Genomic DNA, 25786 nt, shown 5'->3' on the forward strand with positions numbered 1-25786 from the left:
GCTCGCGATACCAGCCGTGAGCAGTCCTGTCACCGCTCACCGGCAAGATCATCCGCACTGCGCTGCGCGGCTTCATCCGCCGAAAGTGGTAACGAGAACCTACCCGCTGCCCGAACAGGCGAGGTCAGTAGCCGCGCTTCACCCACTCGTCGAACTGCGTCCGCACCGCACCGATCGTCGTGCTGTCGCCGTGTCCGGGACGCACTTCGGTGTCCTCGGGCAGCGGCAGCAGCCGGTCCCGAATGGACTCGGTGATGGTGCCGAAGTCCGAATAGGACCGGCCGGTCGCGCCGGGGCCACCGGCGAACAGCGTGTCCCCGGTGAACACCACGCCCAGCTCCGGCGAGTGCAGGCACACCGCGCCCGGCGCGTGGCCGGGCGTGTGCAGCACCCGCAGACCGATCCCGCCGACCTCGACCACCTGACCGTCGGCCAGCTCGCCGTCCGGCTCGCGGTCGGGATGCGTCAGGTTCCACAGCACCATGTCGTCGGGGTGCAGCCAGATCGGAGCGCCGACCGCGGCGGCCAGTTCCGGCGCCTTGCGCACGTGGTCGTCGTGGGCGTGCGTGCACAGCACGGCCCGCACCTCGCGGTCACCGACCAGCGCGCGGATGGCCTCGACGTCGTGCGGCGCGTCGATGATCACGCACTCGGCGTCGTCGCCGATCACCCAGGCGTTGTTGTCGACGTCGAAGGTCTGACCGTCCAGCGAGAACGTGCCCGACGTGGTGGTGTGGTCGATGCGCACGGCCATCAGAAGACCACCACCGAGCGCAGCACCTCGCCGCGGGCCATCTTCGCGAAGGCCTCCTCCACGCCGTCCAGCGCGATCTCCTCGCTGACGAACTTCTCCAGCGGCAACCGACCTTGCTGGTACATCTCCACCAGCATCGGGAAGTCGCGCTCCGGCAGGCAGTCGCCGTACCAGCTGGACTTCACCGCACCGCCCCGGCCGAAGACGTCCAGCAGCGGCAGCTCGAGCGTCATCTCCGGGGTCGGAACGCCGACCAGCACCACCGTGCCGGCGAGGTCCCGCGCGTAGAAGGCCTGCTTGAAGGTCTCCGGCCGGCCGACCGCGTCGATCACCAGGTCCGCACCGAACCCGCCGGTGAGGTCCTGGATCGCCGCGACGGAGTCGGTCTCGGCGGCGTTGATCACGTGGGTGGCGCCGAACTGCCGCGCCCACTCCAGCTTCTTCGGATCGGTGTCCACCGCGATGATCCGGCGCGCCCCGGCCAGGTTCGCACCCGCGATCGCACCGTCACCGACACCACCGCAGCCGATCACAGCCACGGAGTCGCCCGGCCCGGCACCACCGGTGTTGACCGCCGCGCCGATCCCGGCCATCACGCCGCAACCGAGCAGCCCCGCCACCGCCGGCCGCGCCGTCGGGTCCACTTTGGTGCACTGCTTGGCGTGCACCAGGGTCTTCTCCGCGAACGCGCCGATGCCCAAGGCAGGCGAGAGCGGAGTGCCGTCGAGCGTCATCGGCTGGCTGGCGTTGTGGGTGTCGAAGCAGTACTGCGGCCGACCGCGCTTGCACGCCCGGCACACACCGCACACCGCGCGCCAGTTGAGGACCACGAAGTCGCCGGGCTGCACGTCCTGGACGCCCTCGCCGACCGCCTCGACGATCCCGGCCGCCTCGTGGCCGAGCAGGAACGGGAACTCGTCGCTGATACCGCCTTCGCGGTAGTGCAAATCCGTGTGGCACACCCCGCAGGCCTGCACCTTCACCACCGCTTCACCGGGTCCGGGATCCGGGACGTCGATGGTCACCACCTCGACAGGCCTGCCCTTGCCTGTCGACACCACCGCGCGGACGTCGGTCACGAGCACCTCCTGGGAATGCATCAATCACGAGTCACCCATCGTCATATGCGCGCACGACCATCGGCAAGGGCGGCGCGCGAACAGATCGCGAACACCCTGTGTCACACATTGACTACTGTACGATTTCGGCGAGAAGGGGGACCCATGGTCGACACGCGCAATTCGCCGACGCGGCAGATGGACATCACCCGGCCCGCGGCTGCCCGGATCTACGACGCCTTCCTGGGCGGGGGCCACAACTTCGGTGTCGAACGCCAGTTCGTCGAGCGCGTCGAGCAGGCACTGCCGGGCATCGGGGCCGCCTACCAGGAGAACCGGGCGTTCCTGCGCCGGACCGTGGAGTTCCTGCTCGCCCGCGGCGTGCGCCAGTTCCTCGACCTGGGCTCCGGCACCCCCACCATCGGACACCTGCACGAGGTGGCGCGCCGGCGCACCCGCGACTTCCGGGTGCTGTACGTGGACAACGAGCCGCTGACCGTCGCGCACAGCAAGCCGCTGCTGGCCACCGAGCCGCACGCGGCGATCCTGCAGGCCGACTGCCGCGACCCCGCATCGGTCCTGCTCGCCCCGGAAACCCAGGAGCTGCTCGACCTGAGCAAGCCGGTCGGACTGCTGATGACCTCGGTGCTGCACTTCGTCCCCGACTCCGACGATCCACTCGGCCTGGTGGAGGCCTACCGCGACGCCCTCGCGCCGGGCAGCCACCTGGTGGTCTCGCACGTGACCGGCACCCGCGCCCCGGAGGCGGTGCGCACGCTGGCCGACTTCTACGCCGAGACCACCGACCCTCTGCACCCGCGGGAGACGAGCTGGATCGACAAGCTGTTCGGCGACTTCGAGGTCCTGCCACCCGGCACGACCTATCTGACGGACTGGCGCCCCGACCCCGGCCACCCGACCTCCCCGGCCGACCAGTACCACCTGCACTACGGCGGGGTGGCCCGCAAGTCCGGCGACACCAGCATCCCGGTCCAGCCCATCAACGGCGGATGAACAGCAGCAGGACACCTGCGATGACCGCCGCCCCGCCTGCCGCCAGCCAGGCCCCGGCCAGTCCCGCGTGCTCGGCGAAGAGGCCGAACAGCAGCGGCCCCGAACTACCACCGAGGTAAACGCCGGTCTGGGTGAACGAGGTCGCGCTGGCCACGCGGTCCGGGGCGATCTTGGCGACCGCGAAGTTCAGCAGTCCCGGCCAGGCCCAGCCCGCGCCGAACCCGATGGACACCCCGATCAGGAACGCGACCGGCGAGTTCACCGCCATCAGCCCGAATCCGGTCGAACCGATCAGCAGCATCCCGGAGATGACCCGCACCAGGTTCGGGTTCCGGCGGTCGGCGACCACCCCCGCGCACAGCCGGATCACCAGCCCGGTCGCCGATCCCAGCGACAGCACCAGTCCGGCCGCCGACGGGCTGAACCCGACCTCGACCGCCGTGGTGGTGACGAACGCTCCGAGCGCGTTGGCCGCCGCCGAACCGAGACCACCGGAGATCGCCAGCAGCAGGAGCGCACTCCGACTCGCGTCCTTGCTGTTCCGCCCGGCGCGCCCGGACGTCGACCGTTCAGCCTCCGGCAACCGGGGCACCGCGACCGCGGCGACGAGGCCGATCGCCCCGGCGATCACGAAAACCCAGCGCCAGCCGATGGTCAGCGCCACCGCGGGCACCGCCACCCCGGCCAGCAGCGTGGCCGCCGGGATCGAGGACTGCTTGACGCCGAAGCCCATGCCGCGCCGGTTGACCGGAATGCCTTGCGCGATGAGCAGATTCGAGGCGGGCTGCGCGAGCGAGTTCGGCAGGCCGGCCACCCACAGCAGCCCCAGCAGCCACCACGAGCTGGGCGCGGCGGCGATCCCGAACAAGCACAGCGAGCTGCCCAGGGCCCCGATCCGCATGCCCAGCCGCGCGCCGATCCGCTCGACCAGCCAGCCCATCGTCCGGGACGAAATCGCCGCGACGCCGAAGAAACCCGCCGCGCCAATGCCCAGCATCGCCACGCCGAAGCCGAACTCGCGCTGCAGCTGCACGCCGAGCCCGCCGACGAGGAACACCGGGAACACCCCGACGGTGACCACCGCGGCGACCGACGACAGCACCCGCGCGGTCCCCACGGTCCGCTGCGCTGCCACTGCGGTCATCCCGGCCCCTCCTCGACGTCGAGCGGTGTCCCCGATCACTTCAGCGTGGAAACCCGAATGGCTTTTAGCAACGCTAACGTGATGTACACCTCTGCCCCACCGCTGCCGTCGAGAAGGTGGTTGACGTGCGGCCCCGCCGAAAGCGAAGGTCGTGGGGTTGTCGGACACAGGAGGAAACAGCGTGTCGGTAGCGCCCGGTTCCGGATTGCCCGCGTCGAAGATCCCCAGCCTGGTGCTGCTGGACGCAGTGGAGTTGTCCTGGCTGATCTCCCGCCGCGAGGTCAGCTGCGTCGAGGTGATGCAGATCTACCTCGCGCACATCGACCGGTTCAACCCGACGGTGAACGCGATCGTCTCCCTACGCGACGAGGCGGAGCTGCTCGCCGAAGCCCGGCAGTGCGACGTTGAGCTCGAGCGCGGCGAACACCGAGGCTGGATGCACGGTTTCCCGGTCGCGGTCAAGGATCTCTCCGACGTCGCGGGACTGGCCACCACCAAGGGTTCACCGGTGTTCTCCGAATCGATCGCGGCTGCGGACGAGCTGCACGTGCGGCGGATGCGCGAAGCGGGCGCGATCGTGATCGGCAAGACCAACGTTCCCGAGTTCGGCCTCGGCTCACACACCTTCAACCCGGTGTTCGGCACGACGCTCAACCCCTACGACACCACGCGCAGCGCGGGCGGCAGCAGCGGAGGCGCCGCCGCAGCGCTGGCCATGCGGCTGCTGCCGGTCGCCGACGGCAGCGACTTCATGGGTTCGCTGCGCAATCCGGCCGCCTGGAACAACATCATGTCGCTGCGGCCGAGCTTCGGGCGCATCCCGACCGAAGGTTTCCTCAGCTCACCCACCGTCGTCGGCCCGATGGGGCGCACGGTGCGGGACGTGGCGATGCTGCTGTCCACGATGGCCGGTCCCGATGAGCGCGCACCGCTGAGCATCGAGCAGGATCCGGAGCTGTTCGCCGGGCGGTTGGACCGCGACTTCGACGGCGTGCGGATCGGCTGGATCGGCGACTTCGGCGGATACCTGCCCACCGAGCCCGGAGTGCTGGACCTGTGCACCGCATCCTTCGCCGCCTTCGGCGAAATCGGGTGCTCGGTCGAGCCGGTGGCCAAGCGGCTGCCGGTCGAGGAGGCGTGGAAGACGTTCCTGCTGTGGCGGTCGTGGACGGTCGGACGCCACCACGCCGAGCTCTACGACGACCCGGCCAAGCGCGCGCTGCTCAAACCCGAGCTGATCTTCGAGGTCGAGAACTACCACCGGCTCCAGGCCTCCGACATCAGCCGCGCGATCACCGGCCGCGAGCAGTGGTACGCGGCGGTGTCGGAGCTGTTCGACGAGTACGATTTCCTGCTCGCACCGAGCGCGCAGGTGTTCCCGTTCGACGCCGAGCAGCGCTGGCCGCAAGAGATCGGCGACCGGTCGATGGACACCTACCACCGCTGGATGGAGGTGGTGGCGCCGTGGACGCTGTCCGGGCACCCGGTGGCCAACCTCCCGGTGGGCTGCAACGCGGCGGGCCTGCCGATGGGAGTCCAGCTGATCGGCCGCAACCACGCGGAATGGCCGCTCCTGCAACTCGCCCACGCCTACGAGCTCGCCACCGACTGGACCCACCGCTTCCTCCCGCCCCTCCTCCGCTGAAAACCTGTTCCAGGCTCGTTTTGCGTGGCGGTGCCGGTAGCGGAACCTCAGTGTCCGCCTGGACTGCGGGTGCCCGGCCTTGTGTATGCCAGGGGGCTCCGGTCCGCTTGGTCCTGGTGGGTGATCGCTGGTTCACTGCGGCTGGACGCGGCGGCATAATCGCGGCGAAGGCGACAATGCTCGGAAAGGCAGGACGGATGGGCAACGACGTGTTCTCGTTGCAGGACAAGGTCGCTCTGGTCACCGGCGGCGGTCAGGGCATCGGGCTGGAGATCGCCAAGGCCCTGCGCACCGCGGGTGCCAAGGTGGTGATCGTCGAGATCAACCCGGACACCGGTCGGAGCGCCGCCGACGAGGTCGAGGGCAGCTTCGAGCAGGTCGACGTCACCGATTCGACCGCGGTGGCCGCGCTCGTCGATCGCGTGGTGGCCGAGCACGGCCGGATCGACGTGTCGGTGCACAACGCGGGCATGGTGCGCAACGAGGCCGCCGAGTCCATTTCGGACGATTCGTGGCGGCGCACCTTGGAGCTCAACGTGGACGCGGTGTTCTGGTGCTGCCGCGAGGTCGGCCGGGCGATGCTGGCGCAGGGCTCGGGGTCGATCATCAACATCGCCTCGATGTCCGGCCTGATCTCCAACCACCCGCAACCGCAGGCGCACTACAACACCTCGAAGGCCGCGGTCATCATGCTGACCAAGTCGCTGGCCGGCGAGTGGGGCGATCGCGGGGTGCGGGTCAACTCCATCTCCCCCGGCTACACCGGAACGGACCTGCTCCAGGGCGTGCAGGACACCCAACCCGAGTGGTACGCGCAGTGGCTGGCGCAGACCCCGATGGGCCGGGTGGCCGAGCCCCGCGAGATCGGCCCGCTGGCGGTGTTCCTGGCCGCCGAGGCCAGCAGCTTCGTCACCGGCAGCAACATGGTCGTCGACGGCGGCTTCACCGTCTGGTGACCGGCAGTGCTTTTGTCTTAGAACTCATTTTGCGTGGCGGTGCCGGTAGCGGAACCTCAGCGCCCGCCTGGACTCCGGGTGCCAACCCTTATGTATGCCAATACACGGCGGATTGGCCGTCCTCGCCAGGCGAACGCTGAGAACCCGCGGCAGTGCAAGTTGCGAGGGTGGGCTAAACGCCTGGCGGCGTTTCAAAGACAAAGACCAAAGACAAGAACTTAGATCTTGGCTTTGTCTTAGAAGCGGCGTAGCCGCCTAGCCCACCCTCGCAGCTGTATTCAGCCGCGGAAGGCGTTCAGGCCGGTCAGGGCCTGGCCGATCGTCAGGGCGTGCATTTCGCCGGTGCCCTCGTAGGTCAGGACCGACTCGAGGTTGGTCATGTGGCGGATCACCGGGTATTCCAAGGAGATCCCGTTCGCGCCGAGGATGGTGCGAGCGGTACGGGCGACCTCCATCGCACCGCGCACGTTGTCCAGCTTGCCGAAGCTGACCTGCTGCGGGATGAGCTGTCCGGCGTCCTTGCGCTTGCCGAGGTGCAGCGCGAGCAAGCGTCCGTTCTGCACCCGCACCGCCATGTCGGCGAGCTTGCTCTGGGTGAGCTGGAAACCGCCGATCGGCCGGCCGAACTGCTCGCGGGTGGTCGCGTAGTCCAGCGCCGCCTCCAGACAGCTGCGACCGGCGCCGACCGCACCCCACACGATGCCGTAGCGGGCCTCGTTGAGGCAGGACAGCGGCCCGCGCAGGCCGGTGACCTCGGGCAGCACCGCGTCCGCGGGTAGCCGGACGTCGTCGAGCACCAGCTCGCTGGTCACCGAGGCGCGCAGCGACAGCTTGTGCTTGATCTCCGGCGCGGAGAAGCCCGGCGCATCGGTCGGGACGACGAAGCCCCGCACGCCCTCGTCGGTCTTGGCCCACACCACGGCCACCGAGGCGATGCTGCCGTTGGTGATCCACATCTTCCGGCCGTTGAGCACCCAGTCGGAACCGTCGCGGCGGGCGTTGGTGAGCATCGAGGACGGGTCGGAACCGTGGTCGGGCTCGGTCAGGCCGAAGCAGCCGATCGCCTCGCCCGCCGCCATCTGCGGCAGCCAGCGCTGCTTCTGTTCCTCCGAACCCCAGCGCCAGATCGCGAACATCGCCAGCGAGCCCTGCACCGACACCAGCGAGCGCAGCCCGGAGTCGCAGGCCTCCAGCTCCTCGCAGGCGATGCCGTAGTCCACTGCGGACAGTCCGGCGCAGCCGTAGCCCTCCAGGTGCATGCCCAGCACGCCGAGCTTGCCCAGCTCCCGGGCCAGTTCACGGGCCTGCGGGAACTCGCCGCGCTCGTACCACTCCGCGACGTGCGGCTGCACGTGGTCGCGGCACAGCGCGCGGACGCTGTCGCGGATCGCCAGCTGTTCCGGGGTGAATTCGGCGTCGATCCCGAGCGGGTCGCGCGGATCGAACGCGGGGCGCTTTTCACCGGCACTCATTGCGAATTCCTCCTAGGGACGATGGGGGGAAGTGGTTGTTCGGGGTCCTCCAGCCAGGCGAGGACCTCCTTGCCGTGCTCGCCGAGCAGCGGCGGCGGCGTCACTTCGGCGCTGCCGTGCGCGGAGAAGTCGATGGGCATCCGGACCTGCATCGCCGCCCCACCACCGGGGTCGACCAGCGGGCGCAGGCCCAGGGATTCCGCGTAGTGCACCGCCCGCGGCAGGTCGTTGACCTGCCCGCACGCGATGCCCAAGCCCTGCAAGCGGTGCTGCCAGTCCGACGCGGTGCGGGCTCCGAGCACGTTCTCCAGAAGGCGGACCAGTTCCTCGCGGTGCGCGACGCGCTGCGCGTTCGTGGCGAACCGCGGATCGTCGGGCAACCCGAGCAGCCCGAGGGCCTCGCACAGCTTGCGGAATTGGCCGTCGTTGCCAACCGCGACGGCCAGGAAGGCGTCCTCGCAGCGCAACGTCTCGTACGGGGCGATGCTCGGGTGCTGGTTGCCCATCCGCTGCGGCGCGACACCGGTGGTCAGCATGCCGCTCATCTGGTTGACCAGGGACGCCAGCAGGCTGGACAGCAGGTTCACCTCGACGTGCTGACCCTCACCGGTGAGCTCCCGGTGGCGCAGCGCGGCCATGATGCCCAGCGCGGCGTCCTTGCCGGTGAGCACGTCCACCAGCGCCACGCCGACCTTCGTCGGCGGCCCGTCGGCTTCGCCGGTGATGCTCATCAGCCCGCCGAGCGCCTGCACCACGAAGTCGTAGCCGGGCAGGTCCGCGCCTCCGGCGCTGCCGAAGCCGGAGATCGAGGTGTAGATCAGCCGCGGGTTGATCTCTCGCGTGCTGGCGTGGTCCAGGCCGTAGCGGGCCAGCGAGCCGGTTCTGAAGTTCTCCACCAGGACGTCGGCGCGGCGGACGAGGTCCAGCGCGGTCTCCTGGTCCTGCGGATCGGCGAGGTCCAGCGCGATGCTGCGCTTGCCGCGGTTGACCGATTCGAAGTAGGACGAGCTGCGCTCGGTCCACGGTGGCCCCCACGACCGGGTGTCGTCACCGCTGCCGGGGCGCTCCACCTTGATCACGGTGGCGCCCAGGTCGGCCAGCAGCATCGTCGCGCACGGGCCGGCCAGAACCCGGCTGAAGTCCGCGACGACCACGCCTTCCATCGGCAACGTCTCCATGCACCCGCCCTTCCCCGATGCGCTCACCAGTGGCTTGCGTCACCGCGATTTTGGATCCAATATACAGTTGTTCGACGGCCGGTCAAGGGCGTAGAACAGCCGAGACCACGGGAGAAGCGGGATGAAGCGACCACCCACCACGCAGGAGTTCGTCCTCGGCGAGCTGCGCAGATCCATCGTGTCCGGGGAGCTGTCGCCGGGCCAGCCGATCCGGCAGGACTCGATCGCGCAGGGCCTCGGCGTGAGCCGGGTGCCGCTGCGTGAGGCGCTGAAGACACTGGAAGCCGAAGGCCAGGTCGTCTACCAACCGCACCGGGGCTATTCGGTGGCCGAGCTGTCGCTGCGCGACCTGCTGGAGGTCTACCGGATGCGGGAGCTGCTGGAGGCGGAGGCGGCTGCGGTGGCCACCGAGCGCTTCACCGACACCGACCTGGCGCGGATCACCGACGCCCAGCGGGACGTGGAGGAAGCCGCCGACAGCGACGACTTGGTCGCCATGATCGCGGCCAACCGCCGCTTCCACTTCGCACTGCTGGAACCGTCGGGAATGCCGCGTCTGCTGCGCGTCGTGCGCACGTTGTGGGACGCCACCGACGCCTACCGCGCGGTCTACTACAACTCCGACACCAACCGCGCACGCGTCCGCCACGAACACGACTCCATCGTCGTCGCAGCGCGAAATCGCCGGGCCGATGACCTGATCCGCCTTCTCGACGACCACCGCCGCCACGCGGTCGACGCCCTGCGCGGCACCATCACGTCCGAAGCGGACTGACTGGTGTTCCTGCACGGAACGCGATCGCACTCCCACATCTGGCCCAACGTGTTCCCCGCTTTCGAAGCGACACGCCACGAAGTCCTGCTCTACGACCTGCTGGGCTACTGCGCCTCAGAACGCCCGCTCAACCGCGACACCTCAGAACCCGTTTTTGAACTCGTTTTGCGTGACGGTGAGGCGCATAGCCCACCCTCGGCGCTTGCACCGCTGAGGCTCCGCTACCTGCTACGACTCCTGGCCTTCGCACACCTGGCAACAGATCATCCAAGACCACCTGGACGACCAGGCTTCCACGCCTCAGCACGACTTCGAAGCCCTGCTAACCCGCCAACCAACAACGACGGTCGCCAACCCGGACCACATGACCGGCGAAACCCTCGAGGTCCACTCAAGTCCACACAGGACAAGGATCGGCCAAGCATCCTTCTTCGAACACCAAGTCCGCCACTAAAACTCAACAGCAACCCAAAAAGTAGCGCCCCAGCTCAAAACCCTAACCGCCCCAACCAGAATCATCTGGGCGCAGAAGGCCGCTGGCAACCACTCACCTACGCCCGGCGCCTAGCCGAGGACATCCCGAACGCAACCCTCGCAACGATCCCCGACGCAAGCCACTTTCCCATGGAAGACAACCCGACCCAGATCGCCGAAGAACTCCGAACCCTCCTGGCCACCCGATGAAAGGGCGCCTTCGACCCGGCCGGTCGAAGGCGCCCTCCACGAGCGGGGTCAGTTGTAGTCGTAGAAGCCCTTGCCGGTCTTCTTGCCCTTCAGGCCTGCGTCGACCATGCGGCGCAGGAGCGGCGGGGCGGCGAAGTTCGGGTCGCCGTACTCCTCGAACATCGAGTCCGCGATCGCCTTGAGGGTGTCCAGGCCGACCAGGTCGGACAGCCGCAGCGGACCCATCGGGTGGGCGCAGCCCAGCTGCATGCCCTTGTCCACGTCCTCGGCGCTGGCGAAGCCGCCCTCGACCATCCGGATCGCCGACAGCAGGTACGGCACCAGCAGGGCGTTGACGATGAACCCGGAGCGGTCCTTGGCCCGGATGGTCTCCTTGCCCAGCTGCTCGGTGGCGAACACCGAGGCGCGCTCGACCGTCTCCTCCGAGGTCAGCAGCGACGGCACCAGCTCGACGAGCTTGAGCACCGGAACCGGGTTGAAGAAGTGCACGCCGAGCACCTGCTGCGGGCGGTTGGTGGCGCCAGCCAGCTTGGCGATCGGGATGGACGAGGTGTTCGACGCCAGGATCGCGTCCGGGTCGGACACGATCTTGTCCAGTTCGGCGAACAGCTTGGTCTTGAGCTCCTCGTCCTCGGCGATCGCCTCGATGACCATGTTGCGGTCCTCGAGGTCGGCCAGGGACGTGGAGAAGTGCAGGCGGTCCTGCGCGGCGTCGCGCTCGGCCTCGGTGAGCTTGCCGCTCTGCACCGCGCGGTTCAGCGACTTCCACAGCCTCGTGCGGCCGGCGCGGGCGGCTTCGTCGCTGACCTCGCAGACGATCACGTCGAGACCGGCTCGGGCACCCACCTCCGCGATGCCACCGCCCATCTGCCCGCCACCGACGACTCCCAGGCGTTCGATCTTCGTCACCACAGATCCTTCCCGCTTCCGGCTGCACTGCCGCTGCACGGCGTTCGTCGGCCCGATCATGTCAAAAACAGCGGTTACCGACCGGTAAACAGTGCGCTAGACCACGCCGATGACACAGCTGGCGCAAGTGCCTGTCCTCGATCCTGGCTTTTGATCTTTTTCGTTGAAACGTAGCCCACCCTCGCAACCGGCACCGCTACGCAGAACGACCAGAGGACACAGGCACAAGGCGGGCGGCGCGGAGCCGGTCCCTAGCCCCCACGGCTTCCGGCTCCGCGCAGTCGAACCCCCGACCCTGACCCCCGAAACAACTTCAGGTTACCGCACTGTCCGTGCACGACCGCATGCGCTCCGACATCACGCGGGTTGACAGGCCGGGCACCACAGCGTGCCGCGCCCACCGACCCGCGTCCGGCGCAGCGCCGTCGAACAGCGCGGACACCGCGGATCGGGCTCGTCGCGGTGCCCGGTCAGCCAGGACGCGTCGTCCGGCACACGACCGGCTCGCACGGCGTCGCGCAGCATCGCGCGCATCTCCCGGTGCAGCCGGTCGAGGTCGTCGTCGGTCAGCTCGGTGGTGGCCCGGTTCGGGTGAATCCTCCCCCGCCACAACAACTCGTCGGCGCAGATGTTGCCCAGCCCGGCGAGCACTGCCTGGTCCATCAGCGCCGCCTTGACCCCGCGCCGAGTGCGGGTCAGCCGCTCGCCGAGCTCCTCGGCCCCGATCTGCTGCGCGTCCGGGCCGAGCTCGGCCAGCAGCTCGTCCACTTCGCCCTGCCCGCGCGCCAGGTGCAGCCCGGTCAGCTTCCGCATGTCGCGGTAGCGCAGCTGCCCGGTGGCGAAGTCGAACACGACCCGATCGTGCCTGTGCAGCTCGACGTCGTGCCCGCACCACTCGAAGCTCCCGGTCATGCCGAAGTGCGCGAGCACCCAGGGCGAGTTCGGGGCACCAGCGGTCGGGATCAACAACCACTTGCCGTGCCGCTGCGGCGTGGCGAAATACCGACGCTGCAACGCATTCCGGAACGCCTCGCTGCCCACACCGCGCAACACCTGCGCATCGCACACCTGCACGCTGCGCACCTGCCGCTTCTCGGCGTGCTGCGCAACCCGGCGAAAACCCTCGACGTCCGGCAGCTCAGGCATGCTCCCCGGCTACCCACCCGAAGGCCAGGCAGGAACACCTGGTAACACCTGGTTTCCACGCGCCAATACCCTGGTGCTGCCGGAACTCGAACACGTGGAGGAACGAGGATGCGAGAAGGCGATGTGGTGGCCGACTTCGTGCTGCCGGACCAGGACGGCAGCGAGCGCAAGCTGTCCGACCTGCTGGCCGGTGGGCCGGTCGTGCTGTTCTTCTACCCGGCGGCGATGACCAGCGGGTGCACCGCCGAGGCCTGCCACTTCCGCGACCTGGCCGCCGAGTTCACCGAGGTCGGGGCGCAGCCGGTGGGGATCAGCGCCGATCAGGTCGGCAAGCAGCGGCAGTTCGCCGACGCGCACAACTTCTCGTTCCCGCTGCTGTCCGATGTCGACGGCGCGGTCGCCCGGCAGTTCGGCGTCAAACGCCGGTTCGGGCCCATCCCGGTCAAGCGGCACACCTTCGTCATCGACGAGCAGAGCCGCGTGATGGCGGTAATCCGCAGCGAGTTCCGCATGGCGGCGCACGCCGACGAGGCGCTGGCTGTTCTCAAGCGACAGTCATAGCGACCCGCGGGCCAGCGGTGCGCGCCAACCGAAGCGCAGGGCCAGCAGTCGCGCCACGACCGCCAGCAGCGCGGCGATTGCGCTGGTGATCGGCGTCAGCGTGCCAGTGACCGCCAGCAGCGCGACGATCGCGCTGCCCAGCAGCGCCGGCACCGCGTAGATCTCGCTCTCCGGGTGCAGCAACGCCGGGATCTCCCCCGCCAGCACGTCGCGGATGACTCCACCGCCGATGGCGGTCGCCGCGCCCAGCGCGATCGACGCCAGCGGGTGCATGCCGTAGTTGAGCGCTTTGACGCTGCCCGCCACGCAGAACACGCCCAGTCCGATCGCGTCGAAGAACAGCACGAACCGGCGAATCCGGGCCAGCCGCGGATGCCAGAAGAACACCACCACCGCGGCGATCAACGGCGTGCTGAAGTACGCGAGGTCGGTGAAGGCCACCGGCGGCACCGCGCCGATCACCAGGTCCCGGAACACCCCACCGCCCAGCGCGGTCACTTCGGCCAGCACCACGATGCCGACGACGTCGAAGCGCTTGCGCACGGCGAGCAGCGCCCCGGAGAGCGCGAACGCGAAGATCCCGATCAGGTCCAGGACTTCCTGCACCAGCGGGTTGAGGATCGCGGTGACCACCGCACGGTTCTACCTCCCCGCCCCACCGGTGCACCAGCCGGTCAGTCCTCTTCGGAGGCTTTGGCCGCGATCGAGCGGAGCCCCGCGACGATGTCGTCGGCGCTGGGCGCGCTGTCCGGGTCGATCAGCCACTGGATCGCCAACCCGGCCTGGAGCGCGTAGTACAGCGAGCCGACGGTTCTGGCCTGCTCGTCGTCGACGGTGTCCTCGTCCACTCCGTCGAACATCGCGACGTTACCGGTGCGCGCGGCATGAATCCCCTGACGCAGCAGGTCCCGGATCTCGGGCACGTGGTCGACCTGCGCCATCAGGTCGAACGACGCCGCCCACAGACCCCGGTCCGCGTGGAGGCTCTCGATCGTGCTCCCCCAGATCGCGCCGAAGCGGTCCAGGTAGGTCTCGTCCGGGGACTCGTCGGCTCGCAACCTCGCCTGCTCCTGGTCGCCCCACTTCTCGATCGCGACGTAAACCGCCTGGTTGAGCAGGTTGCGGATACCTCCGTAGTGGTAACCGATCGCGGCGAGGCTGGTTCCGGAGATCTCCGTGATGTCCCGCGCGGTGGTGCGTGCGTAGCCCTTGGTGCGCAGGCACTCCATCGCGGCGTCGAGCAGGTCCTCGCGGTTACCCATGCGGACAGCTTAGAGCAGCGCCGAAACAAACGTCTTGCACATTTGTCTTAGACGTCTGTACGGTTCCATTCGTTCCCACTTCGATCGGAAGGCCGGAGATGACCAAGCGCGTGTTGATCGTCGGAGCGAGCATCGCCGGGCCTGCGCTCGCGCACTGGCTGCACCGGTACGGGTTCTCGGTGACCGTCGTGGAGCGAACGCCGGAACTGCGACCGGGCGGACAGGCCGTGGACATCCGCGGCGTCGGCAAGGAGGTCGTACGCCGAATGGGCCTCGATGCGCAGGTCCGCACAGCGTGCACTGACACCCGCGGCGTGTCCTACGTGGACGAGCACAACCGGGAACGCGCGCAGATGCGGTCGGACGCCTTCGGCGGTGACGGGATGATCGCCGAGATCGAGATCCTGCGCGGAGACCTCGCCGAGGTACTGCACGAAGCGACCCGGCACGACGTCGAGTACCGGTTCGACGAGACGATCATCGGCATCGAGCAGACCCGCGACGGCGCGGTGGCGTCCTTCGCCAGCGGACCGCCGGAGCCGTTCCACGTGGTGATCGGCGCAGACGGACTGCACTCCGGGGTGCGCTCGCTGGTGTTCGGCCCGGAATCGCGGTACCTGCGCGATCTCGGCTTCCTGCTCGCGTTCTTCACGGTGCCCAACCGCCTCGGACTCGACCACTGGATGAACAGCTACGCCGAACCGAAGCTCGGCGCGATGATCCGCAGCATCCGGGACAACCGCGAGGCGATGGCGCTGCTGAGCATCCCGGGCGGCAGCTCCGATTTCGACCACCGCGACCCGGCCAGCCAGAAGGCGTTGCTGCGCAAGCACATGCAGCACATGCGGTGGGAGGTGCCGTGGCTGCTGGAGCAGCTGGACAGCACGCCGGACTTCCACCTCGACTCGTGCAGCCAGGTGCACATGCCGTCCTGGTCGGCCGGGCGGGTGGCGCTGCTCGGCGACGCCGCGCACTGCTCGTCGCCGCTGTCCGGGCAGGGAACCACGATGGCACTCGTCGGCGCCTACGTCCTGGCCGGCGAACTGGCCGCGACAGACGGCGACCACGCGGCCGCCTTCGCCGCCTACGAGGAGAAGATGCGCGACTACGTCGCTGCGAACCAGAAGATGGGCGCGGACAACGCGAAGCGCGTCTCCGCGAACAGCCGCTTCGCGATCTGGGCGCAGTACCAGCTGATCCGGCTGCTGCCGCACCTCCCCGGCAAGGCGTTGATGGAGCGCAAGATGTTCCGGGCGATCAACGGCATCGAGCTGCCGGACTACCCGGTCCCGGCCGCGCAGGGCTGAATCGACCGCGGGCGGTTCAGCGCCGTCCGCAGTCGCTGGCTCAACACCAGGACCACCGGAGACAGATCCTCAGGCGGGCGGGTTCTCGCAGGTGGGGTTCAGCAGCTTCTGGACGTCCGGGCTGTCCACGTTGTCCTTGGTGATCAGCGTCGAGCCGGTGTCGGTGTCGGGCGAGGGGTTCTGCTCGCCGCGGATCTTGGTCACCGCCGCGTTCACCGCCGCGTAGCCCATCTTGAACGGGTTCTGGGCGATCAGGCCGGTGATCACGCCGTCGCGCAGCGCCTGGATCTCACCTTCCGAGGTGTCCCAGCCAATGATCTTCACCTGCCCGACCTTGCCTGCCTGCCGGACCGCTTCGGCCGCGCCGAGCACGCTGGGCTCGTTGGCCGCGTAGATGCCGTTGAGGTCCGGATTCGCGGTCAGGATGTCCTGGGTGACCTGCAGCGCCCGGTTGAAGTCGCTGCCGCTGGACTGCTGCGCGACCAGCTGCAGCCCCGGGTGCTTGGCCATGCCCTGCTTGAAGCCCTGCGCGCGCGTCTCGTTGGTGCTGGTGCCGGGCTGGAACTCGATGAACGCCACCTTGCCGCGCCCGCCGAGCTCCTGCGCCAGCACGTCGGTCGCCTGCTCGGCGGCGGCGACGTTGTTGGTGGCGTAGACCGGGACGTCCGGCGGCTGCGGGGTGGTCCCGGAGTCCATGTTGACCACCGTGGTGCCCTGGCCCTGCGCGGACTTGGTGACGTCGGCCAGCGCCTTGGCGTCGGTCGCGGCGTAGACCAGGCCCTTGACGTCGCCCTGCGACAACAGGTCCTGCAACAGGCTCTGCTGCCCGCTGACGTCGCTCTCGGCGTGCACGCCGTCCCAGTGCACGGTGACGTCCGACTGCTTGGAGCCCGCGCACTCCGCGCCGACCCGGACCTTCTCCCAGAAGTCGAATCCGATGGCCTTCGGCACCACGGCGAGCTTGATCGGCCCGCCCTGCTGGTTACCGCCGCCGGTCTGCTCGCGCACTCCGACACTGCAACCGGCTGCCGCCACCGAGACCAGCACGCACGCCGCGGTCAGAACCTTCTTCATCCCCGAGCTCCCTTGCTCCATCACCAGGATCGCCTGCGGGCTTTCGCGATTTCAATGGAACTCAGACGTCCGATTTCCATTGAAATCGCGTGGATCCCGGTGCGGGACCGCTGCGCAGGCCAGTGCACCCACTCCGCTCATCCGGCGTCGCCTCCGAGTTTGCGCCGCTGATAGCGGTCCCACCAGACCGCCAGCCAGATGATCACGCCGATCAGCACGTTCTGGTAGAAGGTGCCGATGTTGAGCTGGACCGCGCCGTTGCGGATGACCGCGACCAGGAAAGCGCCGATCAGCGAACCCAGCACCGTGCCGCGACCGCCGAACAGGCTCGCGCCGCCGATCACGACAGCGGCGATGACGTCCAGTTCGAGGCCCTCGCCGAAGTTCGGCTGGCCGGAGTTGATCCGCGACGCCGCGATCATGCCGCCCAACCCGGCCAGCGCACCCGAGAGCACGTAGACCAGGGTCGTGTAACGCTTCACGGGCACGCCCGACAGCCGCGCGGCTTCCATGTTCGAGCCCATCACGTAGGCGTAGCGGCCGAGCCTGGTGCGGGTCAGCACCAGATGCCCGAGCACTGCGACCACCGCGATGAGCACCACCGGGATCGGGATCGCACCGATGACTCCCTGCCCGAGCAGCCGGAAGGACTCCGGTGCCCCGAACACCGCGACCGCTCCGGTGGCGATCAGCACCAGTCCCCGACCGACGCTGAGCATGCCCAGCGTGGCGATGAACGGCGGCAGCCCGACCACCGACACCAGCAGACCGTTCACCAAGCCCGCCACCGCGCCGACGACGAGACCGCCGAGGATGCCGATCAGCGGGTTGAACCCGTACTCGGCCATCAGCAGCACGCCGACCACTCCGGACAGCGCGGCCACCGAGCCCACCGACAGGTCGATGCCGCCGGTGATGATCACCAGCGTCACGCCGACGGCCATCACGGCGTTCACCGAGGTCTGCGAGCCGAGGTTGAACAGGTTGTCCGCGGTCAGGAACGACGGCGCGATGATCGACAGCACCACGAACACGACGATCAGCGCGCCCGCCGCGGCGACCTGCGAGACCGCGCCGGACATGCGGTCGCCCAGCGCGCCGAGCAGGCCGCGGTCCGATGTGGACGGATCGGTGGTGCGATCAGTCATCGTTGCCCCCGTTCTCGACGTTGCGGGCTCCGGTCGCCAGCGCGACCACGCGTTCCTCGGAGAACTCCGCGCGGCCGACCTCGCCGGTGATCCGACCGCCGCGCATGACCAGGATCCGGTCGCACATGTTCAGCAACTCCGGGAGATAGCTGGAGATGAGCACCACCGCCGCGCCTCGTGACGCGAGCGAATCGATCTGCTGGAACATCTCCGACTTGGCACCGACGTCCATGCCGCGGCCGGGTTCGTCGAAGAACAGCACCTGCGCGCCGGTCTCCAGCCAGCGCGCCAGGATCACCTTCTGCTGGTTGCCGCCGGAGAGCTGGCGCACCGGCCGCCCCACCCACGGCACCCGGATGCGCAGGCTGTCGCGTTCCCGTTCGGCGATGCGATGTTCGGCTGCCAGGTCGATCAGCCCGGCGCGCATCGGCAGCTTGGCCATCGTGATGTTCTTGTCCACGCCCAGTTGCAGGGCCAGCCCGTCGGCCTTGCGGCTCTCGGTCAGGTAGCCGATCCCGGCGGCGATCGCGTCGGCCGGGCCGCGGATGCGCAAGGGCTCGCCGTCCAGCTCGATGGTTCCCGCATCGGGCAGTTCCGCTCCGAACACGGCGCGCGCCAACTCGGTCCGTCCGGCGCCGACCAGTCCCGCCAGGCCGACGATCTCGCCGGCGCGGACCTCGAAGGACACATCGCGCACCGCGTCGTCGCGGGTGAGCCCGGAAACTCGCAGTCGCACCTCGCCGGGCTCGTTGTAGGTGCGCGGGTAGAGGTTGGACACGTCGCGGCCGACCATGAGCTGCACCAGCTGCGCTTCGTCCAGTTCGGCTACCGGCCGGGTGGCCACCACCGCCCCGTCGCGCATCACGGTGACCCGGTCGCCGATCTCGAAGATCTCGTCCAGCCGGTGCGAGATGTAGAGGACCGCGATGCCCTTGGCGGTCAGCCCTCGGACGATGCCGAACAGCTCTTCGGCCTCGCCCTCGGTCAGACTCGCGGTCGGTTCGTCCAGGATGAGCACTTTCGCCTGCACCGCAAGGGCTTTCGCCAGCTCGATGCGCTGTTGATCCGCTGTGGACAGCTGCGCGACGCGACGCCCCGGGTCGATGTCGAGCCCGACCTCGGCGAGCAGTTCGCGGGCGGCGCGGCGCTCGGCGGACCGGGAGATCCAGCCACCGCGGCCGGGTTCGTGGCCGATGAACAGGTTCTCCGCCACGGACAAGTCCGGGGCCAGCGCGAACTCCTGGTGCACCATCGACACGCCGAGCCGCCGAGCCGCACCTGGCCCGTGGTACTCCACACGCGCACCGTCCAGTTCGACGTGCCCGCTGCTCGGCGGTTCGACCTGCGCGATCAGCTTCATCAACGTCGACTTGCCCGCGCCGTTCTCCCCGGCGAACACGTGCACCTCACCGGGCGGAACGCTCAGCGTGACGTCCGATACCGCCACCACGCCCGGGAACGACTTGCCGACGCCGTGCAGCGACACAGCGGGGCGGAGCTGGTCGGTGGACGTCACGCGTGCCTCCTCAGATCCGCGTTGATCGTTCCTCGGGCTCGCAGTGCGCCGGATCATACCCACAACACCGACCCCGAGAAAGGGTTGGAACGAAGCCAAGTATTCGATTACCAGCCACCTGCCGACAGCAGTTCGAACACCGCTCGGCAAGCCGCGGGAAACAGCAGTTCGGGTATTCGTGAACACTCGGGCGGTCGAGATCCGTAAGCTCGAAGGGAACGAATGCGCAATCACGTGGACTGGAGGCCGATAGCCCGTGCAGCCGTTGCTGGCCAGCGACCCGAACCGGGTTGGCGATTACCGGCTGCTCGCCCGGTTGGGTCGCGGGGCGATGGGCGGGGTTTACCTCGGTCGCTCGCGCGGCGGCCGGGTCGTGGCGGTCAAAGTCATCCGACCCGATCTCGCCGAGGACCCGGAGTTCCGGGAGCGGTTCCGCCGCGAAGCGGTGGCCGCGAGCTCGGTCGGCGGGTTCTGGACCGCCGCGGTGGTGCACTCCGACCCCGACGCTGAGCAGCCCTGGCTAGCCACCGAGTACGTGCCCGGCCCGAACCTGCACCAGGCGGTGTCCGACCACGGGCCGCTGCCGGAGGCCACGGTGCGCAGCCTGGCGGCTGGGCTGGCCGAGGCGCTGATCGCGATCCACCGCGCCGATCTGGTGCACCGCGACCTGAAACCGGCCAACGTGCTGCTCGGCCCGGACGGTCCGCGCGTCATCGACTTCGGCATCTCGCGGGCGATGACTGGCAAGGCGTTGACGGCGACCGGGATGTTCCTCGGCACGCCCGGTTTCTTCTCCCCCGAACAGACCCTGGGCAACGAGGTCGGCCCGCCCAGCGACGTCTTCTCGCTGGGCGCGGTGCTGGTGTTCGCCGCGACCGGCCGCGGCCCGTTCGGCGAGGAGAGCACCGCTACCCTGCTGTACCGGGTCGCCCACACCGACCCGGACCTGTCCGAGGTGCCGGACAGCCTGCGGCCGCTGCTGGCCGCGTGCCTGGCCAAGGACCCGGCGGCTCGACCGACGCCGAGCCAGATGCTGGACGAGATCGGTGAGTCCAGCCCGCACGGAGACCAGTGGCTGCCGCCGGCGATCACCGACGTGATCGCTCAGCACGCCACGCAGCTGCAGACGGCCAGCGCGCAGCTGCCGGACACTCCCCCGCCGCAGCCCACCGCGCAGCCCAGGTCCGCGACCCGCACCTACACCCAGGCCGGTCCTGCGCCGCAAGCCCCGGCGCCGGTCGCACCACCAGTTCCGATCGCACCGCCTGCGCCAGTCGCTCCGGTGCAGAACGCGGCCGAGCCGCAGCAGGGCAAGATCGTTCCGGCGCAGCCCCGGGGGACCTCCCACCAACCGCGGGTGCGCCGGGACAACCCCGGCCCGATGTTCACCACCGCCGGACGCTTCCGCGCACTGCTGTCGGCGCTGGTCTGCGTGCTGATCATGATCGGAGCGGACAGGCTGGCCGGGCAACGGTCGGACAACGAGGACATGGTGTTCCAGCTCGGCATGCTGCTACTGGGCATCAGCGCGGCCTGGTCGGTGGCCAGGGCGTTGCTGCCCAGCCTGCGCCTGAAGGTCAACAGCGACGGGCTGCTGATCTCCCGGCTGGGCATGATGCGAGAGATCCCGTGGAACCAGGTCCAGCGGATCGGCGTGGTGGGCAGCGGCAAACGGGCCTCGGTCGCGGTGTGGTTCACCGACGGAGCGGCCCAACGCTCCTCGCTCTGGCACCGCCTGCGTCCGCACCAAGGCGGAGCCCGCGTCTTCCCCGTCGGCACGATGGGCGGCTGGATGACCCGCCGCCAGGAGATCCGTCGACTCCGCACCGCCCTCCAGCAGTACGCGCCGGGCCGCTACGACACCCGAATGCTTTGAAACGGTCGTGAGTGCACAGCCCTGCTGCGCACTCACGACCGGGTTTCGATCAGGAACGGTTGAAGGCAGCCCGGGCCCAGAAGTAGCCGACCAGGGCGATGACCGCGCACCAGCCGATCGCGAGCACCGCGTTGACGCCGACCGGGGTTCCCATCAGCAGGCCTCGGATCGTCTCGTTGATCGGGGCAGCCGGCTGGTCCGCTCAGGCCGCGTCGTTGGCGGTGGAGCGCCGGATCACGATGTCGCCGAACGAGGTGCGGGCGCGCAGCTCCACCTTCTCCTCGGGTTCGGCCGGACCGTCCGCAGCGGTCAGCGAGTTGTCCAGGCGCCCGAAGGAGGACCGAGCGTCGAGCCAGGCCGAAGTGCCCTCGCGGACCCCGACCTCCACGTCGCCCATCGCCGTCACCAGCGACGCGGTGCCGCGGACGACCTCGGCGATCCGGATGTTCCCGTTGGCGTTCTTGACCTCCACGGATGCCTCCGCGCAGTCGACGGAGACGTGCCCGTTCGCCGCCCCCACCCGGAGGTCCCCGGCGATCCGCCCGATCCAGGTCGCGCCGTTGGAGTTCTTGATCGAAGCCGAGCCGCCGACCTCGGCGAGGCGCACGCTGCCGCTGTGGGTCTTGATCTCGGCGCGGCCGGCGATGTGCTCGACGACGACGTCACCCGCAGCGGTGCTCAGGCTCAGCGCATCGGTCCGGTCGAGCTGCAGGTCACCGGTGGCGGTCTTGAACCGGCACTCCCCGAGGTCCCCATCGCAGCGGAAGCTCGCGGCCGCCGCGTCGGCGCGGACCTGCGAGCCGGCGGGCAGCTCGACGACCACGTCCACGGAACCGACCTTGTTGAACGGCGCCCACCCCGTCGGCCCCTTGACCAGCAGGTTTCCACGCGAGCAGGTGACCCGGACCTGTTCTGCGGTGGTGACGTCCAAGCTGGCGGAGCTGTCGGTGGGACGCACTTCGACGACGGTGTCCGTGCGGTCGCTGGCGATGATCCGAACATCGCCGAGCGCGAGCTCGATGGCCGCTGAAATCGGTTCGGGCGTGTCGAATTTGGGCATGGCGGTGCCCTCCTAACGGGCTTGATGGGCATCCCCGCTGGTCGGGGATGTGAAGGAGAAAGGGTCCGGCGGTGTTAGCGGACCCAGCCGGTGTAGCGCTGCGCGCCTCGCGGGGCGCGGCGGGTGGTGCGGCTGCTGGGTTCCAGCGCGGCGGTCGCAGCCCGGACGAGCCAGGCGTTGGCCGACAGGCCGTCGCGGTTGGCGGCCGCCTCGATCTGGACCTTGAGGTGCTCGGGCAGGCGGAGGTTGATCCGCGTCATCGCCCCCTCGTCGCCGTCCTGCGGAGCTTGCGGTGGCGCGGGTTCCGAACTCTCCTCGGGGTGGGCGTCCTCGTCGGCCGGCGGCAAAGTCACCACGAAGTCGGGACTTCCGCCGCGAAGCCGCAGGTCCACCGAGCCCGGAGCGAGGTCCCGGGTGATCTCGTCAGCGGCGGCCGACAGCGCGTCCAGCAGGGTGAGCCGGACGGCCGAGTCCATCGGCGCGGTGAGGCGCTCGGCGAGCGCACGGGCGTCCTCCCCGCTCGCTTCGGCGGCGACCGCGAGCTGATGGCGCAAGTTGTCGACGTACGTCGTGAGATCCATGGCATCAGCATGGCACCAATTTGATGCCACGGCAAGCCGCAATGCGGCCCGCATGGGCACACGTGACCCCCGATGTCACGCCGATAGCGTGCTTCACCTGCGAAAACTTGACATCACTCGCGATGTGCCACGTTTGGCACCGGTAGGACGCAAACTGGCACCGGAGTGGCGACGGGATCGCCGAGCGGGGTCAGCTCGCCGCGCGGCGAGATCGCGAACGCCTGGACGTCGTTGCTGCGTTGGCCCGCGGCGAACAGGACCCGGCCGTCCGGGGACAGCGCGATGTGGCGGGGTTCGGCCACCCTCGCCGAGCGGATGTCGAGCAGCCGGAACTCGCCGTCGCTGGCATCGGCCTGGAACACCGCGATGCTGTCGTGGCCGCGGTTGGAGGTGAGCACGAACCGGCCGTCCGGGGTCACCACCACCTCGGCGGCCAGGCTCGGCTGGCCGTAGTCCGGCGGCAGCGCGCTGAGCGTCCGCACCGACTCCAGCGCACCCGTCGACGGGTCGTACCCGAACTCGGTGACCGACGAAGCCAGCTCGTTGACCAGGTATGCGCGCTCTCCGTCCGGATGGAACGCCAGGTGCCGCGGTCCGGCCCCAGCGCGCAACTGCACCTCGTGCTTGAGCCCCAGGTGCCCGCTGCCCACGTCGAAGTCGTAGACGTAGACCGAGTCGGTGCCCAGATCCACCGCCAGCACGTGCCGACCAGCCGGATCGGACAGCACCTGGTGCGCGTGCGGCCCCTCCTGGCGCTGCGGGTTCGGGCCGCTGCCGCTGTGCTGGACGACGTGGCACGGTTCGCGCAGCACTCCACCGGTGTCGATCGGGTGGACCACCAGGTTCCCGGACTGGTAGTTCGCGGTCAGCAGGTACTTGCCGGACGGGTGCACGCTCAAGTGGCACGGGTCGGCGCCGAGCGTCGGTTGCGAGTTGATCTCCTTGAGCGTGCCGTCCTCGCGGACCTCGAACGACAGGACCCGGCCGTCGCGCTGCTCGCTGACCGCGAACAGCGTCGCCCCGTCCGGCGACAGCGCCAGGAACGACGGATCGTGGACCTCTGCGACGATTTCAGCGCACCGCAGCGAGCCGTTCCCGTCGGCGACGGCCAACCGGATGCCGTCGGCCGCCGACTCCGCACCCGTGTAGGCGCCCAGGTACACGCGGTACTCACCCATCTCCGGCATCGGCGCTCCACCTTCCGCAGCTGCGAACGACCCGCTCCCCACATAATGGCGTGCAGCAGCGCAGTTCCCACAATGGAACAACGAACGGACGACACCGACGCGAACCACGCAATGAACCGTCGCCCCAAGCAACACCTCGCGGCTGAAATCTCCACAGCCCGGGACATAACCTTGTGTCCATGACTGCCGTTCCGTCGCACCTCGATTCCTCGTCCAAGACCGCCGCTTTCCGCGCCCTCGACGACCAGTACAGCGCGCACAACTACCACCCGCTGCCGGTCGTGATCACCGAGGCGTCCGGCGCCTGGATGACCGATGTGGACGGACGGCGCCATCTGGACTTCCTGGCCGGTTACTCGGCCCTGAACTTCGGCCACGGCCACCCCGCGCTGGTCGCCGCGGCCACCGAGCAGCTCGGCCGCGTCACGCTGACCAGCCGCGCGTTCCACCACGACCAGCTCGGCCCGTTCTGCCAGGAGCTCGCCGAGCTCACCGGCACTGACCGGGTGCTGCCGATGAACTCCGGCGCGGAGGCCGTCGAGTCGGCCATCAAGATCGCCCGCAAGTGGGCCTACCAGGTCAAGGGCGTGCCGGAGAACCAGGCGGAGATCATCGTCGCCGGCTCCAACTTCCACGGCCGCACCACCACCATCGTGTCGTTCTCCACCGACCCGGACGCGCGCAACGAGTTCGGCCCGTTCACGCCGGGCTTCCGCATCACCGAGTACGGCGACGCCGCCGCGGTCGAGGCCGCGATCAACGAGCGCACCGCGGCGGTCCTGGTGGAGCCGATCCAGGGCGAGGCCGGCGTCGTCGTGCCACCCGCCGACTACCTGCCGCGGCTGCGGCAGCTCTGCGACGAACACGGCGCCCTGCTGATCGCCGACGAGATCCAGTCCGGCCTGGCCCGCACCGGTGAGCTGCTGGCCAGCGCGCACGACGGCATCCGCGCGGACCTCTACACGCTGGGCAAGGCGCTGGGCGGCGGCATCCTCCCGGTGTCCGCGGTGGTCGGCCGTGACGACGTCATCGGCGTCCTGCGGCCCGGCCAGCACGGCTCGACCTTCGGCGGCAACCCGCTCGCCTGCGCGGTCGGCCGCGCGGTGATCCGCCTGCTGAGCACCGGCGAGTTCCAGGAGCGCTCGCGCGAACTCGGCGCCCACATGCACACCCGCCTCGGCGAACTCGTCGGCCGCGGTGTCCTGGAGGTCCGAGGCCGCGGCCTCTGGGCCGGCGTCGAGATCGCCCCGGGCGGACCCACCGGCCGCCAGGCCAGCGAGGCCCTCCTCGAACGCGGCGTCCTCTGCAAGGAAACCCAGGACACCACCCTCCGCCTCGCCCCGCCCCTGGTCATCAGCCGAGAAGACCTCGACACCGGCCTCGACGCAATCACCGAAGTCCTCGCCAGCTGAGCCCGCATCACCCGGGGTTGTGTCAATTTCTCGCGAAGCGAGCACGTCCTCGTCCAGCACCCGTGGC

24 protein-coding genes are annotated in these 25786 nt (G+C 69.3%); 9 read left to right on the forward strand and 15 right to left on the reverse strand.

All coding sequences use genetic code 11. The features are described 5' to 3' along the window. Window positions 1-124: 124 nt before the first annotated feature. Together ACWCO2_RS25240 and ACWCO2_RS25245 are read right to left on the reverse strand one after the other, a co-directional pair. The gene (locus tag ACWCO2_RS25240) at window positions 125-754 is read right to left on the reverse strand and encodes an MBL fold metallo-hydrolase (RefSeq protein ID WP_450130233.1); all 630 of its coding nucleotides are present in this window, start codon (window positions 752-754) and stop codon (window positions 125-127) included. Then, entirely contained in the window at window positions 754-1854 is a 1101-nt protein-coding gene (locus ACWCO2_RS25245; protein ID WP_450130234.1) for an S-(hydroxymethyl)mycothiol dehydrogenase, read from the reverse strand. Before ACWCO2_RS25245 ends, ACWCO2_RS25240 begins: the two co-directional genes overlap by 1 nt. 123 nt (window positions 1855-1977) lie before the next feature. Between ACWCO2_RS25245 and ACWCO2_RS25250 the strand changes: the two genes are divergently transcribed. Then, the gene (locus ACWCO2_RS25250) at window positions 1978-2826 is read left to right on the forward strand and encodes an SAM-dependent methyltransferase (RefSeq protein ID WP_450130235.1); all 849 of its coding nucleotides are present in this window, start codon (window positions 1978-1980) and stop codon (window positions 2824-2826) included. Here ACWCO2_RS25250 and ACWCO2_RS25255 read toward each other — a convergent pair. Then, window positions 2813-3970, reverse strand: a complete 1158-nt coding sequence (locus ACWCO2_RS25255) for an MFS transporter (RefSeq protein WP_450130236.1) — start codon at window positions 3968-3970, stop codon at window positions 2813-2815. The two genes, ACWCO2_RS25250 and ACWCO2_RS25255, sit on opposite strands and share 14 nt — an antisense overlap. A gap of 181 nt (window positions 3971-4151) precedes the next feature. Here ACWCO2_RS25255 and ACWCO2_RS25260 point away from each other — a divergent pair, with 181 nt between their 5' ends. Further along, window positions 4152-5615 (forward strand): amidase, encoded by a 1464-nt coding sequence (locus ACWCO2_RS25260; protein WP_450130237.1) that lies wholly within the window; start codon window positions 4152-4154, stop codon window positions 5613-5615. Between the two features lie 197 nt (window positions 5616-5812). Next, window positions 5813-6571 carry an SDR family NAD(P)-dependent oxidoreductase gene (locus tag ACWCO2_RS25265; protein WP_450130238.1) on the forward strand — a complete coding sequence of 253 codons (759 nt, stop codon included), beginning with the start codon at window positions 5813-5815 and terminating at the stop codon, window positions 6569-6571. Window positions 6572-6849: 278 nt separating this feature from the next. On the opposite strand, the gene ACWCO2_RS25270 is transcribed toward ACWCO2_RS25265, so the two are convergent. Together ACWCO2_RS25270 and ACWCO2_RS25275 are read right to left on the reverse strand one after the other, a co-directional pair. Beyond that, entirely contained in the window at window positions 6850-8043 is a 1194-nt protein-coding gene (locus ACWCO2_RS25270; RefSeq protein ID WP_450130239.1) for an acyl-CoA dehydrogenase family protein, read from the reverse strand. Continuing rightward, window positions 8040-9221 carry a CaiB/BaiF CoA transferase family protein gene (locus ACWCO2_RS25275; RefSeq protein ID WP_450130240.1) on the reverse strand — a complete coding sequence of 394 codons (1182 nt, stop codon included), beginning with the start codon at window positions 9219-9221 and terminating at the stop codon, window positions 8040-8042. The genes ACWCO2_RS25270 and ACWCO2_RS25275 overlap by 4 nt, the downstream gene beginning before the upstream one ends. A 121-nt stretch (window positions 9222-9342) precedes the next feature. Between ACWCO2_RS25275 and ACWCO2_RS25280 the strand changes: the two genes are divergently transcribed. Both ACWCO2_RS25280 and ACWCO2_RS25285 read left to right on the forward strand, forming a co-directional pair. Beyond that, entirely contained in the window at window positions 9343-9996 is a 654-nt protein-coding gene (locus tag ACWCO2_RS25280) for a GntR family transcriptional regulator (RefSeq protein ID WP_450130241.1), read from the forward strand. A 3-nt stretch (window positions 9997-9999) separates the two neighbouring features. Further along, window positions 10000-10680 carry an alpha/beta fold hydrolase gene (locus ACWCO2_RS25285; RefSeq protein WP_450130242.1) on the forward strand — a complete coding sequence of 227 codons (681 nt, stop codon included), beginning with the start codon at window positions 10000-10002 and terminating at the stop codon, window positions 10678-10680. 48 nt (window positions 10681-10728) lie between these two features. Here the strand turns inward: ACWCO2_RS25285 and ACWCO2_RS25290 are convergent, their stop codons facing one another. Then, window positions 10729-11589 carry a 3-hydroxybutyryl-CoA dehydrogenase gene (locus ACWCO2_RS25290; RefSeq protein ID WP_450130243.1) on the reverse strand — a complete coding sequence of 287 codons (861 nt, stop codon included), beginning with the start codon at window positions 11587-11589 and terminating at the stop codon, window positions 10729-10731. Between the two features lie 357 nt (window positions 11590-11946). Further along, window positions 11947-12735, reverse strand: a complete 789-nt coding sequence (locus ACWCO2_RS25295) for an Fpg/Nei family DNA glycosylase (RefSeq protein WP_450130244.1) — start codon at window positions 12733-12735, stop codon at window positions 11947-11949. 108 nt (window positions 12736-12843) lie between these two features. Between ACWCO2_RS25295 and ACWCO2_RS25300 the strand changes: the two genes are divergently transcribed. Beyond that, window positions 12844-13296 (forward strand): peroxiredoxin, encoded by a 453-nt coding sequence (locus ACWCO2_RS25300; RefSeq protein ID WP_450130245.1) that lies wholly within the window; start codon window positions 12844-12846, stop codon window positions 13294-13296. Here the strand turns inward: ACWCO2_RS25300 and ACWCO2_RS25305 are convergent. Both ACWCO2_RS25305 and ACWCO2_RS25310 read right to left on the reverse strand, forming a co-directional pair. Next, the gene (locus ACWCO2_RS25305) at window positions 13291-13929 is read right to left on the reverse strand and encodes a trimeric intracellular cation channel family protein (RefSeq protein ID WP_450130246.1); all 639 of its coding nucleotides are present in this window, start codon (window positions 13927-13929) and stop codon (window positions 13291-13293) included. The genes ACWCO2_RS25300 and ACWCO2_RS25305 overlap by 6 nt on opposite strands. A 41-nt stretch (window positions 13930-13970) precedes the next feature. Then, window positions 13971-14558, reverse strand: coding sequence for a TetR/AcrR family transcriptional regulator (locus ACWCO2_RS25310; RefSeq protein ID WP_450130247.1), 588 nt, complete (start codon window positions 14556-14558; stop codon window positions 13971-13973). A gap of 98 nt (window positions 14559-14656) precedes the next feature. Here ACWCO2_RS25310 and ACWCO2_RS25315 point away from each other — a divergent pair, with 98 nt between their 5' ends. Further along, window positions 14657-15865: an FAD-dependent monooxygenase gene (locus tag ACWCO2_RS25315; RefSeq protein ID WP_450130248.1), complete on the forward strand. Its 1209-nt coding sequence runs from the start codon at window positions 14657-14659 to the stop codon at window positions 15863-15865. 69 nt (window positions 15866-15934) lie between these two features. Here the strand turns inward: ACWCO2_RS25315 and ACWCO2_RS25320 are convergent, their stop codons facing one another. The 3 genes from ACWCO2_RS25320 to ACWCO2_RS25330 form a co-directional block, all read right to left on the reverse strand. Continuing rightward, a complete protein-coding gene (locus tag ACWCO2_RS25320; RefSeq protein WP_450130249.1) occupies window positions 15935-16939 on the reverse strand; it encodes a sugar ABC transporter substrate-binding protein in 1005 nt (334 codons plus the stop codon). A 137-nt stretch (window positions 16940-17076) separates the two neighbouring features. Then, complete coding sequence (locus ACWCO2_RS25325; RefSeq protein ID WP_450130250.1) at window positions 17077-18087, reverse strand: ABC transporter permease; 1011 nt, start codon at window positions 18085-18087, stop codon at window positions 17077-17079. Then, entirely contained in the window at window positions 18080-19603 is a 1524-nt protein-coding gene (locus ACWCO2_RS25330; protein WP_450130251.1) for a sugar ABC transporter ATP-binding protein, read from the reverse strand. The genes ACWCO2_RS25325 and ACWCO2_RS25330 overlap by 8 nt, the downstream gene beginning before the upstream one ends. A gap of 256 nt (window positions 19604-19859) precedes the next feature. Between ACWCO2_RS25330 and ACWCO2_RS25335 the strand changes: the two genes are divergently transcribed. Continuing rightward, window positions 19860-21479 (forward strand): serine/threonine-protein kinase, encoded by a 1620-nt coding sequence (locus tag ACWCO2_RS25335; RefSeq protein ID WP_450130252.1) that lies wholly within the window; start codon window positions 19860-19862, stop codon window positions 21477-21479. 202 nt (window positions 21480-21681) lie between these two features. Here ACWCO2_RS25335 and ACWCO2_RS25340 read toward each other — a convergent pair whose 3' ends face one another. The 3 genes from ACWCO2_RS25340 to ACWCO2_RS25350 form a co-directional block, all read right to left on the reverse strand. After that, the gene (locus ACWCO2_RS25340; RefSeq protein ID WP_450130253.1) at window positions 21682-22539 is read right to left on the reverse strand and encodes a DUF4097 family beta strand repeat-containing protein; all 858 of its coding nucleotides are present in this window, start codon (window positions 22537-22539) and stop codon (window positions 21682-21684) included. Window positions 22540-22613: 74 nt separating this feature from the next. After that, window positions 22614-23120: a hypothetical protein gene (locus tag ACWCO2_RS25345; protein ID WP_450130254.1), complete on the reverse strand. Its 507-nt coding sequence runs from the start codon at window positions 23118-23120 to the stop codon at window positions 22614-22616. A gap of 113 nt (window positions 23121-23233) precedes the next feature. Beyond that, window positions 23234-24307: a lactonase family protein gene (locus ACWCO2_RS25350; RefSeq protein ID WP_450130255.1), complete on the reverse strand. Its 1074-nt coding sequence runs from the start codon at window positions 24305-24307 to the stop codon at window positions 23234-23236. A 179-nt stretch (window positions 24308-24486) separates the two neighbouring features. Here ACWCO2_RS25350 and rocD point away from each other — a divergent pair, with 179 nt between their 5' ends. After that, complete coding sequence (rocD, locus tag ACWCO2_RS25355; RefSeq protein ID WP_450130256.1) at window positions 24487-25719, forward strand: ornithine--oxo-acid transaminase; 1233 nt, start codon at window positions 24487-24489, stop codon at window positions 25717-25719. Window positions 25720-25786 lie beyond the last annotated feature (67 nt).

It is taken from the genome of Saccharopolyspora sp. NPDC002376, from assembly GCF_053593195.1.

Bases quoted from the DNA above. Each gene is read 5' to 3' on its own strand.
- ACWCO2_RS25240 (WP_450130233.1), bottom strand. From the start codon at position 754: ATGGCCGTGCGCATCGACCACACCACCACGTCGGGCACGTTCTCGCTG.
- ACWCO2_RS25245 (WP_450130234.1), bottom strand. From the start codon at position 1,854: ATGCATTCCCAGGAGGTGCTCGTGACCGACGTCCGCGCGGTGGTGTCG.
- ACWCO2_RS25250 (WP_450130235.1), top strand. From the start codon at position 1,978: ATGGTCGACACGCGCAATTCGCCGACGCGGCAGATGGACATCACCCGG.
- ACWCO2_RS25255 (WP_450130236.1), bottom strand. From the start codon at position 3,970: ATGACCGCAGTGGCAGCGCAGCGGACCGTGGGGACCGCGCGGGTGCTG.
- ACWCO2_RS25265 (WP_450130238.1), top strand. From the start codon at position 5,813: ATGGGCAACGACGTGTTCTCGTTGCAGGACAAGGTCGCTCTGGTCACC.
- ACWCO2_RS25270 (WP_450130239.1), bottom strand. From the start codon at position 8,043: ATGAGTGCCGGTGAAAAGCGCCCCGCGTTCGATCCGCGCGACCCGCTC.
- ACWCO2_RS25275 (WP_450130240.1), bottom strand. From the start codon at position 9,221: ATGGAGACGTTGCCGATGGAAGGCGTGGTCGTCGCGGACTTCAGCCGG.
- ACWCO2_RS25280 (WP_450130241.1), top strand. From the start codon at position 9,343: ATGAAGCGACCACCCACCACGCAGGAGTTCGTCCTCGGCGAGCTGCGC.
- ACWCO2_RS25295 (WP_450130244.1), bottom strand. From the start codon at position 12,735: ATGCCTGAGCTGCCGGACGTCGAGGGTTTTCGCCGGGTTGCGCAGCAC.
- ACWCO2_RS25300 (WP_450130245.1), top strand. From the start codon at position 12,844: ATGCGAGAAGGCGATGTGGTGGCCGACTTCGTGCTGCCGGACCAGGAC.
- ACWCO2_RS25310 (WP_450130247.1), bottom strand. From the start codon at position 14,558: ATGGGTAACCGCGAGGACCTGCTCGACGCCGCGATGGAGTGCCTGCGC.
- ACWCO2_RS25315 (WP_450130248.1), top strand. From the start codon at position 14,657: ATGACCAAGCGCGTGTTGATCGTCGGAGCGAGCATCGCCGGGCCTGCG.
- ACWCO2_RS25320 (WP_450130249.1), bottom strand. From the start codon at position 16,939: ATGAAGAAGGTTCTGACCGCGGCGTGCGTGCTGGTCTCGGTGGCGGCA.
- ACWCO2_RS25325 (WP_450130250.1), bottom strand. From the start codon at position 18,087: ATGACTGATCGCACCACCGATCCGTCCACATCGGACCGCGGCCTGCTC.
- ACWCO2_RS25340 (WP_450130253.1), bottom strand. From the start codon at position 22,539: ATGCCCAAATTCGACACGCCCGAACCGATTTCAGCGGCCATCGAGCTC.
- ACWCO2_RS25345 (WP_450130254.1), bottom strand. From the start codon at position 23,120: ATGGATCTCACGACGTACGTCGACAACTTGCGCCATCAGCTCGCGGTC.
- ACWCO2_RS25350 (WP_450130255.1), bottom strand. From the start codon at position 24,307: ATGCCGGAGATGGGTGAGTACCGCGTGTACCTGGGCGCCTACACGGGT.
- rocD (WP_450130256.1), top strand. From the start codon at position 24,487: ATGACTGCCGTTCCGTCGCACCTCGATTCCTCGTCCAAGACCGCCGCT.